Annotated in this window: 9 protein-coding genes; 5 read left to right on the top strand and 4 right to left on the bottom strand. The window is 46.9% G+C overall.

Annotated elements, in window-relative coordinates:
* Positions 1-295: 295 nt before the first annotated feature.
* From nhaD to AC4IE8_RS17360, 4 genes are all read left to right on the top strand, one after another.
* On the top strand, positions 296-1,828 hold the full coding sequence (gene nhaD, locus AC4IE8_RS17345; RefSeq protein WP_490791555.1) for a sodium:proton antiporter NhaD: 1,533 nt from the start codon (positions 296-298) through the stop codon (positions 1,826-1,828).
* Positions 1,829-2,534: 706 nt separating this feature from the next.
* On the top strand, positions 2,535-2,951 hold the full coding sequence (locus AC4IE8_RS17350) for a rhodanese-like domain-containing protein (RefSeq protein ID WP_068987528.1): 417 nt from the start codon (positions 2,535-2,537) through the stop codon (positions 2,949-2,951).
* 34 nt (positions 2,952-2,985) lie between these two features.
* Complete coding sequence (locus AC4IE8_RS17355) at positions 2,986-4,842, top strand: PAS domain-containing protein (protein WP_083225861.1); 1,857 nt, start codon at positions 2,986-2,988, stop codon at positions 4,840-4,842.
* Between the two features lie 367 nt (positions 4,843-5,209).
* On the top strand, positions 5,210-6,550 hold the full coding sequence (locus AC4IE8_RS17360; RefSeq protein ID WP_490791556.1) for an OprD family outer membrane porin: 1,341 nt from the start codon (positions 5,210-5,212) through the stop codon (positions 6,548-6,550).
* 340 nt (positions 6,551-6,890) lie between these two features.
* On the opposite strand, the gene AC4IE8_RS17365 is transcribed toward AC4IE8_RS17360, so the two are convergent.
* The 4 genes from AC4IE8_RS17365 to AC4IE8_RS17380 all read right to left on the bottom strand — a co-directional run bounded on the left by AC4IE8_RS17365 (position 6,891) and on the right by AC4IE8_RS17380 (position 13,203).
* Positions 6,891-9,200, bottom strand: coding sequence for an efflux RND transporter permease subunit (locus AC4IE8_RS17365; RefSeq protein ID WP_490791557.1), 2,310 nt, complete (start codon positions 9,198-9,200; stop codon positions 6,891-6,893).
* A gap of 226 nt (positions 9,201-9,426) precedes the next feature.
* Positions 9,427-9,564, bottom strand: a complete 138-nt coding sequence (locus tag AC4IE8_RS17370; RefSeq protein ID WP_490791558.1) for a hypothetical protein — start codon at positions 9,562-9,564, stop codon at positions 9,427-9,429.
* A gap of 280 nt (positions 9,565-9,844) precedes the next feature.
* The gene (locus AC4IE8_RS17375; protein WP_490791559.1) at positions 9,845-10,306 is read right to left on the bottom strand and encodes a hypothetical protein; all 462 of its coding nucleotides are present in this window, start codon (positions 10,304-10,306) and stop codon (positions 9,845-9,847) included.
* A 362-nt stretch (positions 10,307-10,668) separates the two neighbouring features.
* A complete protein-coding gene (locus AC4IE8_RS17380; RefSeq protein ID WP_490791560.1) occupies positions 10,669-13,203 on the bottom strand; it encodes an EAL domain-containing protein in 2,535 nt (844 codons plus the stop codon).
* A 718-nt stretch (positions 13,204-13,921) separates the two neighbouring features.
* Between AC4IE8_RS17380 and rsmA the strand changes: the two genes are divergently transcribed.
* On the top strand, positions 13,922-14,725 hold the full coding sequence (gene rsmA / locus AC4IE8_RS17385) for a 16S rRNA (adenine(1518)-N(6)/adenine(1519)-N(6))-dimethyltransferase RsmA (RefSeq protein ID WP_490791561.1): 804 nt from the start codon (positions 13,922-13,924) through the stop codon (positions 14,723-14,725).
* Positions 14,726-14,834 lie beyond the last annotated feature (109 nt).

Below are 14,834 nucleotides of genomic sequence, written 5' to 3' on the forward strand. Positions count from 1 at the left end.
TCCACGACTGTAGACGTGGTTATCAGATTAAAGGTAAAACTCGGAAGTGGAGATAACATGGTCAGCAAATGAAAACTGCAAAGCTTCCGAATCCGACCTGATTCAAGATCTCATCGGATAGATATGGCGTCGTCATCGATGCAGTAAGAGCTAAAGTCAGATTCAATCAACGCCATGTTGAGCATTAATGCACTATATTTAACGAAAAAATAATAAATTACCGGGGTTTTCTGCCGTTAATTGAATAAAGCAGTATTAAAAAAAAATGAGCTCAGAATCGATAAGGGAGATACCAATGAATATTCCAAAGTGTTTGATCGCACTTTTGCTCTTTGCCCTACCGGGATTGGTAATGGCAGCTGGTGATGGCATCCAGCTTCAGGACTTCACCTCTCATTGGGCAGGCATAGCCTGTGTCATTATCTTCGTTATGGCCTATTCACTTGTCATTGCTGAAGAAGCTCTGCATCTACGTAAGTCAAAGCCTGTAATGGTGGCTGCCGGTGTCATCTGGATGATTGTGGCCATTGTCTATGTCAATTCAGGGGATACGCATACGGCAGAAGCAGCTGTTCGGCATAACCTGCTGGAGTTTGCTGAACTCTTCCTCTTCCTGTTAGCAGCCATGACCTATATCAACACCATGGAAGAACGGGGGGTTTTCGATCTGTTGCGTATTTGGCTTGTTTCCCGTGGATTTTCACTAAAAACTATCTACTGGCTAACCGGTGTTCTGGCCTTTGTCATATCACCAATTGCCGATAATCTGACAACTGCCCTGCTGATGGCAACCGTCGCAATGGCCGTAGGTGGCGCCAATACAACCTTTGTTGCCATTGCATGTATCAATATTGTGGTCGCAGCGAATGCCGGAGGAGCATTTTCTCCATTCGGCGATATCACCACACTGATGGTCTGGCAAAAAAGTATTGTTCAGTTTCAGGAGTTCTTTGTTTTGTTTTTCCCCTCCCTGGTCAACTGGCTGGTACCTGCTGTCATCATGTCAATGGCTGTATCCAATGAGAAACCGGAACCGGTTGAGTCCGGTGAATTCAGATTGCGACATGGTGCATGGATCGTTGTCGGGCTGTTTATTCTGACCATCATCATGGCAGTTTCAGCACACAACTTTTTGCACCTGCCTCCAGTTGTCGGCATGATGACAGGTCTGGGCCTGCTTAAGTTCTATGGATACTATTTGAAGCGCCGGGATGCCACTAATACTGCAGCGAAAAATGAAGCGGTGGCCGATGACAACCTCAACCTTGGCGAACACCAGTTGGCATTGGAGGATAATGCCACACAACAGCGTGGTGCTCAGGATGACCATGGCCATGGCAGCAACCATTACAATATCTTCAAATCACTGGAACGCGCCGAATGGGATACGTTAATGTTCTTCTACGGCATTATCCTCTGTGTTGGCGGCCTGGGAACTCTCGGTTACCTCTCGTTGGTTTCTCAAATGATGTATGTCGATCTGGGCACAACCAATGCCAACATCCTGGTTGGTTTTCTCTCTGCGATCATTGATAACATTCCGGTTATGTTTGCTGTACTTGCCATGATGCCTGATATGTCTCATGGCCAGTGGCTGCTGGTTACCTTGACAGCCGGTGTTGGCGGCTCAATGCTTGCGATTGGTTCAGCCGCAGGCGTGGCAGTCATGGGTACCGCCCGCGGTGTCTACACTTTCATGGCCCACCTGAAGTGGAGCTGGGCGATTGCACTCGGCTATGCGGCCAGTATCTGGGTACACTTCCTGGTCAACGCTTCCGCATTCAGTGTACCTGCCGGAGCGGCTGCAAAAGCTGTTGGCGCCCATTAAGAACCTTGTTTTTATGATCTAGCCGGGCAATGCCCGGCTTTTCTTATGGGAAGGAATGCGAAAATTATCACTTCTTAGTGAAGACGCAAGCATGATAGCTGATTTGAAATCAGACAAACCTGGCAGGCCGGTTAAACACAACAACCTTAATCGCCGATTTAATAGATACTCAATTCGCTCTCGTTCTATGGCATCACGTTTGTATTTACAGTCACTGGATAAAAACCCCGAAATCACAGAGACATAGATCTTACATTTGCATCCTATACAGCCTAACCGGTTGTTTTTAATAGATATATAATGTTTTTATTATTTAGAATCTTTTTTACCTCTAAAAATCACCTCAACTGAGGTTATAAATTCCTTTCTTTTTATAAGTAGAAAGAAAGACGATTTAAAAGCGGTAGCGTTTGGCACACGGGTCTTGGGTGAGCCAATTTCCTGTGTTATCTCTGTTATTGTTTGAAATCGTTTGACCTATCCATAGATTCTTATATAAATTAATGAGATGCGTGCGGAGTTGATCACAGTATGCCTTGCTGTCAGTGGTCGAAGATTCAAAGTGTCACTATTCAGCAGTCGACATATACACTGCTGTGATCTGTTATTCTGCTTTATATGACTTGTTTCAACGGATCTTATCCTACCCTATGGAGTAGATCGGTAGTTGGCGCTTTCGGATTGTTAATTAACAGAGCTTAGTCAAGTGAGATTCTTCGCATTTTTGTTATTTTGGATTGTTTCAGTCGCATCCGCCAGTGATAAGCCCTATGTACCGGAAAGTCTGCCGGGAGCAACCATCGTCAGCGCTGAGGAGACGATTGAGTTAATTCTTAACAATTCAGATCTTGTTGTGATTGATGCAAGAAAAAAATCAGAATATGTCAAGGGCCATATCGAGGGAGCCCACAATATCCTTAACACCACTCTCACGCCCGCACTTCTTATGGCGATCACTCCTGACAAATCAACATCACTGCTTTTCTACTGTAATGGGATTCGCTGTCAAAGGAGTTCCGATGCCATTTCGAAGGCGATCGATTGGGGCTATTCGACAATCTATTGGTTTAGGGGTGGATGGAAGGAGTGGCAGGAAAAACGGTTACCGGCAGTCACTGAATAGTGCAAGAGATAACAAACTATAAACGGCCATTAGAATGCGTATAGAACGCTTATCCATCAAGACGCTAACAGTCTCCATCTATGCAATGGTCGGCATCTCGTCTGTACTGCTCTCGTTATTGGCAGGGTACTATTTCAAACAGTCAGCACTGGATGCTCAGATCAAGAGTCTGTCACGCGTGATGGAAGTGGCCGCACAGGAGGTGATCAGAGAGATCAGTGAGCACAATTTTGAATTGGGCATGAAGCTGGGCCATAACACCCACTTGATCAATGTGCTGAAACAGCCACATGACAAAGAGCTGCTACCAAGAATCGTCGAGATTCTGAATGACCCGTTTATAAATGGATTTCCTGGATTCGCAGAAATCGATCTGGTTAAGTTAAGACTCTACACTCCAGATTTGGAACTCCTGGTGCAAAGTGAATCGGGTGAGAAACAGCTGGAGAATCATCTCCCATCCTATTTGGCGGCTAAAATCGCGCAGCGAAAGAAAATCGATCGGCTTAAGGCCATTGATGCGCTTTGGCATTCACCCACTGGCTCTCTTTATTCAACCCTGGTGCCGGTAGGAGGACTGCATGCCGTGGGATATCTCGAAGTTGTCGTCGATCCATCGTTTAACCTTCCTGACATCAGCCGTATCACAAAAACACCTGTGAAGATATTCACTATCACCGGTAGTCACCTCGACACAGAGATGACTGTGGAGGACGAAATTCACCTTCCTGTGACCTATACACTTCATACATCAGCAGGAAGACCTGTATTCAGGATAGTCGGTTATGAGGATGTCAGTGTGCTGCTTGAGGAGATGGAGTTTACGCAGATGGTAACCACTGGTGGATACATTCTGATTACGCTGAGCATCCTGTCGCTAGCACTCTGGTTGTTCTATCGATTTCTATTTATACCAATGGACAGACTCGTGGATGGAATGCAACAGATGACTGACTGGAATCAGGATTTTCATGTCAACAAGCGGGGATTGCGAGAATTCGCAACTCTCGCGAATGGCTTCGAAAAAATGGCAGGACAGATTCGGGTCCGTAACAGCGAGCTGGAGCGTCTTCTAGATCTTGATGAGAGCGCTATCCTCTGTTTTGGCGAGGATGGTGAAGCCATCTACTTCAATAGAGCGGCATTAAAACTCTTTCACTATTCACAGGAAGAAATCGGCCAGCTCGATCTAGACGACCTCTTTCCAGGTGCTGAGACGATCAGTGATCTGACTCAGCACGCATTACCAGACCAGGTGCAACATCAACAGTTGGAGTGTCTGGCAAAGAATGGGCGTCAATTTGTCGCTGATGCCGCCATCAACCCAGTGAAATTATCCGATGGCATCAGGCAGACGATCGTCATGCAGCCGATATCCGGAGATGAGGATGAAAAGCTAACGGAATTGCTTGTAAACAGTATGGAGCAGAATGAGCAACGTCTGCAGGCAGTAGAGGCGTCACTGGAATCAATTCTAGAAATTGCACGTGTCAGCCCAAGCCAACTAGCGGGAAGTGATAGCGATGCGTCCTTGAACAACGGGTCTGATCGCGAGACTGAGAAACAGTTACTGAAAGAGAGGGTTGTATTGGTGATGCACGCAGCCCTCACATGCTGGGAACACGACCTTGGAAAAAACAAATTAGCGTTGGCTGAAGAGAGTGGGATCTGGCCTGTCTATATCGATAAATCCACACCCACAACTCGTACGCTGGATAGATACCTCCACATAGAGAGCTGCCCTAACAACCCTCGAAGCAACAGGGTTATTGCGACAGCCGAATTTGTACTTCAGTGCGTGAATCGAAAAGTCACTCCCCAACGCACACAGCTGCAACAAGCGTTGGAGGAGCTCCGACTCTTGCTCTCTGGCCTGAACGATAAGCGATAATAACCCCACACTCTTGTCTATCCCGCCTATCTGCAGGAAACCACTTCGCACCCTATTCCAAAATCACGTTAGATTTCGTTGATACGCAGTGACTGCGCTTTGTAAGTGATTGAATATATGGGACTAAGCCAGTAGAAAAAAACGTACGAAATCGTACGAAAAAACCCTTTGTCCAGCCATATTAATACCGGTAGCTTGTGTATCTGCCTGGGGAGGCAACATCCACTGATCCACTCGTAAGGGCGGTTCGCTTATCGCGCTAACAGTGGGTGACAAGTTTTGGCGTCCAGCCATTCAAAAATACTAATAAATGCTGATGACTGGGCAGAAGCCTCAAGGGTTTCTGAAATCAATGATGGGAGGAGTAATGAAGTTATCTATGAAGAAACTGGCGTGTGCATCGACGGCAGTACTGGGACTCTGTGTGAATTCGGCCATGGCGGTGAGTATCTCGTCAGATGGCAAAGACCTCGGGAATCTCGATGTCTTGATCAAGGGTATGTCCATCCTTTACGCAGAGGATAACGGCTATGACCCAAATAATGGCACCTCTTACCTGCTCAAGCTGAAGTATGAGAGTCAGGCATGGAACAATCTGAAAGCGGGTGCCGGTTTCTATGCCAATGGCGATATCTTCGGTATCACCGATTTTGAGACCGAACGAGTAGCCCGAGGCATGTTTGTGACCGACGACGGCTCCACAAAATCACAGCTGGGTGAACTCTACCTTAAATATAACGCAGAAAAATTTACGCTCCACGGCGGTAATCAGCGCTATGCAACCCCATTGACCACCATCGCCTATAGCAATATGCCGAATTTCTACAGGGCCTATGGCGCATCGACGACTGCCATTGATGGTCTTAAGCTGGGTGCGGCACAAATTACCGAGATGTCATTCGGCGCCCGTGCCATGACTGACTTTGGACTGATTGGCGAAGCGACAAAAACTGCCGGTGCCGCGATCAATTCCAGCTTAATCGGACAGGCGGAATTTCACGAGATCAGCACAGCCACATTCGGTTCTGGAGCAGCTGAAACGAATGGCATCACGGTGGCGAATGCGACTTATACAGGTTTGGAGAATACCACTATCGGTCTCTGGGACTACTATGTGGATGACATCGCCAACAATGTCTATCTGCATGCCGACACCATGATTCCCCTCGAAGGGATGAAACTGAAATTGTCGGGGCAATACCTGAATCAGCAGGAGACGGGGGATCAGTTGGGCGGCACCCTTGACTTCGACCTGTTTGGACTCAAGGCTGCTTTGGGCAGCAAAAAGTGGTCAGTCTATGCCGCAGTAAACAGTTCTGGTGGTGATACAGCCATGCTCAACGCCTGGGGTGGCGATCCCGCCTACACAAGCTCCATCTTCTCCCGTAATGAGTACCGTAAGAATGTCGACGCCTACAAGATCGGTGCCTCTTACAAGATCATGAATAACCTGATAATCAAGGTGAGCTACGCCAATTACGGCAAGTCGGATACCTCAGCGCCGCGCAAGGTGCTGGGCCTGAGCGGCCCGGGCATGGTGGCACCGCAGACGGATGCCTACGAGGCGGATATCGTGCTCGTCTACAAGCCAAAGAAGAATGTCATGTTGAAAACGTTCCTGGCAAACCGGGGTAGCGAGTACGACGGTATCGAGGGTAAGGATCTGACCCAGAATCACTTCAGAGTGATCGCATCGTACAAGTACTGACAAACAGTTGAGCTAATCGAGCAGACAAAGAGCTGTAATGGAGTAAAAAAGACTGATGGGTTATTTCGCGTTGTTTAACAGGCTACGCACAGACCCCACAAATGCCCAGCATTTGTGGGGTTTTTTTTAGGTATTAACTGGAATCACGGCCAGTGAAACCGCGAATGAGAAAGACCTAGAAGTCAGATCACTACCATTCAAAGCAACACAAATCGTATAATAAATCAAAGAAAAAGACCTTAAACTAACTATTTTTTATAATGCAAACAGATTTCATTCAAGTTTGGGATATGTCAGTCCAATGGATTATGCAAAACAGCGTGAGTGGAGGCATCAACTTTTAATAGCGAAGTTCTGATCGCATTACTGTAATCAATTCTGCCGACCTGCCTGGTTCATAGTCCATCCATGGATTACTCAACAATAATGGTGTGATCACGAATGTTGCAATCAAAGCAAGCAACATTACCATGGCGCTTAAAAGACCAAACAAGGCAATAGGTGGAAAACTCGATAATGCCAATGTGGTGAAGCCCATTGCCAGGGCTATTGCAGTAGAAACAATTGGCACTGATTCGCTTCTAATCACTTGCATGATTGATTTTACGTGTGGCGCCCCCTCATTAATCAGGCGTTGATATCGAACAATAAAATGCATGGTATGATCAACCCCAATACCCAGTGCAATTGCAGCTACCATTATTGTTCCTGTATCCAGCGCAATATGAAAGTAACCCATCACACCAAACAAAATTGTAATAGGGAAGATATTTACCATGACAGCAACCAAGCCAACTCTCACATTTATCAACATCAATGTGATGATTATAAAAATTAAAACCAGCATGAGCAGCAAAGAGCGTAACTGGCCGTCGGCCATATAGTCCACAGCCTGGCTATTAAGATAACTTTCTCCAGTAACCTCAATATTAAGTCGCGGGTCAATAGTGTTACTGGCAAAACTGCGGATATTCTCTATTGCCTGATTCAATTGTTTAGATGAGCTGATAGAGTGTCTGACAAGAATTCTGGCACGACTATAATCTGGCGAGACAAACGATTTTGCACTTGCATGACCTAGCAATGCCATGTAGCTACTGATCTGCTCATCAACTGCAGGCAGATAGGTTTGACCTGATCGCCCTCCATCGATACCTCCATGCACAACACCCATATAATCGGCAAAGGAAAAACTTTTATCAAACTGCCTTGCCTCTTCAATGTAACCCTGTAGCTTTTTTAACTCCAATAAGTTGTGCGTTTTCAGAAATGCTTCCTTTTCGCCGCTTACTACAATAGAAAGCGCATGAACACCAGATAGTTTGTTTTGCAACATCTTGGCATGATAGGGTGTTTTATCTGAAGCTTCGAAATACCCCATAGTATCGTTGTTGATTTCAATCTTTGTTGCCCAGAAACTGCTGAATGCCATAATCATAATGACAGCGAATATAAACAGCCTTGGATTCATCGATATGTGATCAAATATGTGCAATGCAAGCCTGTCGAAACCTGCACTTTTCAGTGTCACGACTGTTTGCCCCTGTTGAGTGATCAACCGAAGGCAAGCAGGAACCAGAGTGACAGTAATGATGAAATTGAGTGTTAACCCTATGGCCGCAACCAATCCAAACTGTTGTAATAAATCGATCTGATTAAGTGAAATAGAAAGAAATCCCAGGCAGGTGGTAATAAATGTCAGCAGAACAGCCATCCCCATATGTTGAGCCATGAAGTGATTGGCTTCTAGAGCCCCCAATCCGTCTGATAGACCAGCCTGATACTCAGATATGAGATGGATATCTTCTGTAGAGCCTGCAATTATGAGTATTGCAGGTATGATTGACGTTGTGATATTTATCGGTATTTCCAGTACTGCCATGACACTTAATACCCAGATAACACTTAGACTGGCAGTCAAGAACGGTATAAAAGCAGCTGTCAGATGTCTAAGCATCAACCCAAGCGTTAAGATCAGAACCAGCAGTGCCAATGGCAGAATCATTTTCTGATCTTTTCGGATTTGCTCAGAAATACCGGCGCGAATTGATGGCCCCCCAATGTGGAAAACGGTGCGAAAGCGCTTCTTCAGTGGCAGTAAGGCTGTATCCAACTTGCTTGCCATCTGCTCATTAAATCCTGTTTGATTCTCTGGCACATCGAAATAGAGATTGAGTGCCATCACAGTACCATCCCTGGAGATAAGATTTCCCTCGACCAGTGGATTCGCTAGTGCAGCTTTGGCAATGGAAATTGCTGAAGACTCAGTTTCAGGTATCGATTTAAAATATGGATCAGTAAAGATATAACCATTTTTGGTTCGTAGATACCTTAAAGAAAACAGACTGGTGATATGGGACACCTGAGGGATGCGTTCTATTTCTTTTACAATTTTTTGTATCGCGGCCAAGTTATCAAGTTTTACAAGATCTTTATCCTCAAGATAAATTACAGTGGCATTCTCACTGCCAAAGATTTCTACAGTAGAGTCGTATAAGGTCATTGCCTTGGAATCATTGACCATCATCCCTTCTGCAGCTATCTCAATATTAAGATCAGGCAGCCGTGTCAGTGCAACAAGTGTTATAACACTAAGGACAGCAATAACAACCCATGGATAATGCGCTGCATAGATGATAATACGTTTCATGAGCACCTCCCTCCTTGATTGTTATTCCTTCTATTGAGGTGCTATTAGTGTCACATAAGCAGAATTATCTTCCTATGCCATTATTTACTGAAATAATGTGACATATTCACAGCCCTGAGAAACATGAGCTTTGAACAAAACCGAGCTATTTTACAGTCTGATAAAAAATATTTGGGTCTGTTGTACCGCCACCTTATGACTGCGGGTTGGCCTATAGGGTTTTGGTTCAAATATCATCAACATATTCTTGCATTTCTGAGTTACCGACTTTACCGGTAATAACTAGAGCAAATGCAGCATAGCGCTTCTCTATCACCAACGGGCCGTCATCATAATCAGTACCACGAAGTAAGTCACAGCGCATGAAGGGGCCACCCAGTAGCGGTAAAAACGTTTTGAGAGTGACATCAGTAATTGACTGCCACTGTAAAGCTTATTTGATGTGTAGGCTATACGATCAGTAGCGGCAATTTTTTAGCACAACCCCATGGAAATAATCGTATTGCTTTCTAACAGAGCTGATCGAACCGGCATGAAAAGCATATCTGTGTTCTCGAGATTTAGTTTAGGCGGTAATGGCCAGCCGACCGATTTGGTGAAACATTCAACGGTATTGCAGCCCGTACGGGCAGACGATACTTTGACTATCTCACTTTAATTCGGAAAGATGAATGGCACGATACGCAATTGTCCAGCAACGCACCAAGCTGAGAAAGGGAGTGCCCAGCATCACCCAACTGTTCAGCATCAAGCGCCAGCTCATCAAATCTCCGGTGTGTATCTGAACCAAGCTTCTTAAACGAAACAGGAAGTTTTTTATGGAGTGTGTGCGGCATATGGGCACCTGCTCCTCTTCCAGACTTTCTGGCACTTGCGGTCACCATTTCCATGTCTTCAGCTGAGAGGCCTTTGACGATACCCGCCGTGCTTTTAACGAACCCACGCATCTCCGAAAGTACTGCTTCTCGCTCGACAGCTGTCAAATAGATAGTAGTCCCTTTGAAATTCCCATTATTCATATTCAGACCGCTGTCCTGGCTGAAAACCTGAGAAGGGCTAAAGTTTAATAGAGCGCATAAAGCAATAGAGATCGTTTTGAGTTGCATAGTTCACCTGGTTTCCTACTTGATTCGTCGTGTTCGCGTAAGAGTACCATAGCCCTGTGCCACGTAAGACACAAATCAGTCAATTTTACCCATTCTGGTATTTCGACAGGCAAGTCGTTTACTGGTTGGTTGTTTACTACGAAGGTTGAAGAGCGATTCACGGCTCTAGGCATTCCCATCCACTTAAACTGAAGTGTCCGTCCTTCACAAGAAGAGGATTAAGCTGAGGGGATATAACTGTCTGACCCATATTATCCAGCACAGAGTTCCTCTCTGAAGTGGACGAAAAGTGTCCTCAAGAGCCCCTCTATTCATGAACTCGGTAAATACGAAATGAAAAGATTTATCATTCTTTAAAAGACTCAGCCGGTTAGATTACGTTTCCAGTGCCCATCCTCGCGTAGCAGCTTTTCTATGGCCGCAGCACCCACCGGTCGACTGAAAAAGAATCCCTGCCCCTGCTGACATCCGTTACGCACGAGACATTGCCATTGCTCTCTGTTCTCAATACCTTCTGCCAATGCCCGTTTATTGAGATTCTTGGCCAACTCGATGGTGGTGAGTACAATCTGTTCATCATCCCGGTCTGTCACTACACCGTTTACGAAAGATTTATCGATCTTCAACGTATCCACCGGTAGATTCTTAAGGCGACTGAGAGAGGAGTAGCCAGTACCGAAATCATCAAGACTCAATCCGATGCCCTGCTTATGCAGCCGTTCCAGCCGCTCGATGACGATAGGAGAGGCATGCAGTGTGGCACCTTCAGTGATCTCCAGAATCAGCTTCGAAGCAGGAACCTGTGCGCCTTCCAAGGCCTGGAGTACGGTTGTTTCCAAATCTTCCCGCTGAAGCTGAAGCGTCGACAAATTAACGGCCATTTTCAGATCCAAGCCCGAGCCATACCATTCTGCCATCTGCCGGCAGGCAGTCTGCAGTACCCAGCGGTCGATGGGTAGTATCAGGCCGCACTCCTCCGCCACTGGGATGAACTCTACGGGCGAGACTTTACCAAGTGTTGCCGAGTCCAGTCTCAGAAGAGCTTCCACTGCTAATATTCTGCCGTCATTCAGGTCCACGATGGGCTGGTATACCAGGTGAAACTCCTCTTTTATCATTGCCTGGTTGAGCCCTGTCTCCAACATGTGGCGGTGTTGGATCCGCTGGGCTAGATCGCCAGCGTAAAGCGCATAGGTGTCGCGTCCCTCTCCTTTAGCGGTGTACATCGCGGCATCGGCGTTCTTCAAAAACTCAACTCTATCCTTGGCGTCCTCCGGATACAGACTGATGCCGATACTGGCTTTGATATAGTAGCTTTTCCCGTCCAATAGGAAGGGTTCGTGCATCGTATCCAGAATACGTTGAGCAAGGGTTGTGGCTTTTAGAGCCAGATGCCCAGCAGCATCCCCCATCTGCTCTTCTTTTCCATCAGGCATCATCAGAATGAGGAATTCGTCACCACCTTGACGGGCTACAAAGTCAGGCTGGCGAATCTCAGGACGCAAGCGTTTTGCCACCTGGCTCAATAGTTCGTCACCGGTTGTATGCCCGGCGCTGTCATTGATCACGCCGAAGTTATCCAGGTCTAAAAACAGCAGGGCAAGGCCGTGGTCGTAGCGATTGGCATGGGCCAGCGCATTATCCACCGCCACCAGAAATGCGGCCCGATTGGGAAGGCCTGTAAGGCTATCGTGATGGGCCAGGTATTCGATACGCTGCAGGTTCTGTTTTTGCTCGGTAATGTCCTGAAAGGCCACCACGCCACCTACTGTTTGATTTTGGTCGAAGAGGGGTGTAGTGATGTAGGAGATGGGTATGGCCTCACGCTCCCGATTCATGAACTGGTCATCTCGACTGGTGTGTGATTCACCACTCTGTAGCACACCCAACATGGGACACTCATCCTCACCGCAGGTTGATCCGTCCGTTTTCAGGTAGTGGATAAAACCGTGTATCGATTTACCTAGAAGTTCGCTTTCTTTCCAACCCAACAGTTGTTCCGCTGCTGGATTGAGGAAGGTCAGGCGTCCCTTGTCATCGAACCCGAGCAATCCTTCTCCCAGTGCGCCGATGACGGACCGGTTGTAATTATTGGCACGGGCCAGCGAGTGTATGGCATTCTGGCGATCTTCAAGATGACGGCGAGCCTGCCGTGTGTAAAAGCCGATACCCAACAGTCCGCAGAGCCAGATTCCCCCATGGGTGGTGCCGATCAGCAGCAACTGTTCACTGCTGTCCTTTCGATAGGGGGCCATAGGAATAGCGATGGAGACTCCACCACGGATGTCGCCGACTTTATATCCGTGCCGGTCATGACACTTCAAGCAGCGTCGTTTTGCGACCATCGGGCGCATCATCCGCAATGTGGGTTGACCACGAAAATCAACAATTTTCGCTACCTCGTCCAACTCCCCCTCAAAGGTCTCAAGCACCCCACGCTCCCACTCATCCGGCTCATTCTCCTCGTGCAGCGGTTTCAGGCTGGTAATGTGGATATAATCATTATGCATCCGGCTGAAACGTTCGTTGATCTTGCGAATCATATAAGCCGGGTTCATCAGGGTGAGCTGTTGCTCCGCATCGGTGGTGACATCCCGATGTGGCAGGTCCGCCAGATGGGGGTTAGGCTGTGTCTGTTCTGTGATCTTTACATAGACACCGCCCTGAGCCGCAATCCACTGGCGCACTGCCTGATCTTTTTGGAAGTAGGCGCGAGCGACGCTGAGTGCGGTGGCAAACTCGCGATTACCCTGGTCATGTACTGTCCAGGCAAAGACGCCTGTGATCAGCAACGTCCAAGTTATCGCCGCAACCAGAGTATACTTTCGCAAAGATCCCAGTGCTGAGGTGAAACCGATTTGGAGATCGTTGCTGACTTCGGATGTGGTCGGGTTCACCTCTGATTCTCCGAGATTAACTAGGGTTACGGTTTGGGTGATACTCCATTACTCTTTATTTATTATTGTTACTTTAGCGACTGTTGAAGAAAAAGGTTTAGTCTAAGAGTGAAGAATAAGCCGATTTGGCTTTGCATAGTTGAATTCAATCCGTTGATTTGAACAGAGAAGCTCTTTTCAAAAACAGCGTCTCACCAAATGTTAGAACATCAAATATCTATTTTCGACAAGAGTTGATTTAGAAATGGTTTAAAAATTACTTCTAAGGCAGAAATTATTTGTCGAGCTTAGAAAACTTTATGATTACAGTTAGTTATGAGAGATTGCGGTTTTTTCACGGGTGACACCAAATCGGCCCGTTGTTCCAAATAACAGGCACTTTTGACAATAATCTTTCGTGAAGCAGTTAGAAAAAACTCTCCATTCGAGTTTGCTCAGAGCCAAGGACTGCGATTCTGAAGCCTTTGCCACGCATGGCATACGTCGCATCGATACGGCATTTGCTGTTAGCTGGAAAAACTTCGTAGAACCGTATCAAGTCCACCCTTGACCTGGAAATTTCAATGTTTTCATTGTGCGCAAGTGTGGCGCTTGACTCAAATCACAATCGTGATTTTCGATGCGACTCAATACCTCACAACTGATATCATAAGCGTCTGGTTTTAGTGGATAAACTCAATCCATTAATCCCTATCAACTTGTTAACACTAATTTCAATATGGGCAATCCTACACCACACAGAGCCAGAAAGAGGTTTGGTCAGAATTTTCTGCATGATCCGGGCATCATCCAGCGTATCGTCCATGCCATCACTCCGCAAACCGATGACAATTTGGTGGAAATCGGTCCTGGACAGGGAGCAATCACAACAGAACTCCTGCCTCGGGTCAGCCAGATGCATGCCATTGAACTTGACCGGGATTTAATCGAGCCATTGGCACACCGCTGCGCAACGCTCGGCAATCTGCAAATCCATAACATCGATGCGCTTAAATTCGACTTCTCCATGCTGGCTGTACCGGAGAGCCCCCTACGGGTAGTCGGCAACCTGCCTTACAACATCTCCACACCTTTGCTGTTTCACCTGCTGGATCAGTCAGCCTGCATCAAAGATATGCATTTCATGTTGCAAAAGGAGGTGGTAGAGCGGATGGGCGCCGATCCTGGATCAAAAAGCTACGGCCGTCTGTCGGTAATGCTGCAGTCCAGAGCGGAGGTGACTCCCCTGTTCAGTATCGGTCCCGGGGCCTTCAATCCCCCCCCGAAAGTCGATTCAGCCTTCGTCCGTTTAGTACCGCATGACAGCCTGCCTTACCAGATCGACAATTGGGATAACTTCAGCCAGGTGGTTGCCGATGCCTTTTCACAACGTCGAAAAACGCTGCGTAACTGCCTGAAGAAAACACTCACCACAGAAGCGATCGAGTCTGTTGGAATCGACCCCGGTATCCGCGCCGAATCACTTGCCATTGAAGAGTTTGCCAAGCTGGCAAAACTGTTGAGCAATCCGCAATCCAACTGAAGTATCTCTGCGGATAGCCGTTTTGCTCGATACAGTTCAGATCAGATCCCAAAGAGTATGAGTTACCGACCCTGCTGAATGCGAGAATCGTCAGGACCGCATTAAAAAA

It is taken from the genome of Candidatus Thiodiazotropha sp. AKAK2, from assembly GCF_058244685.1.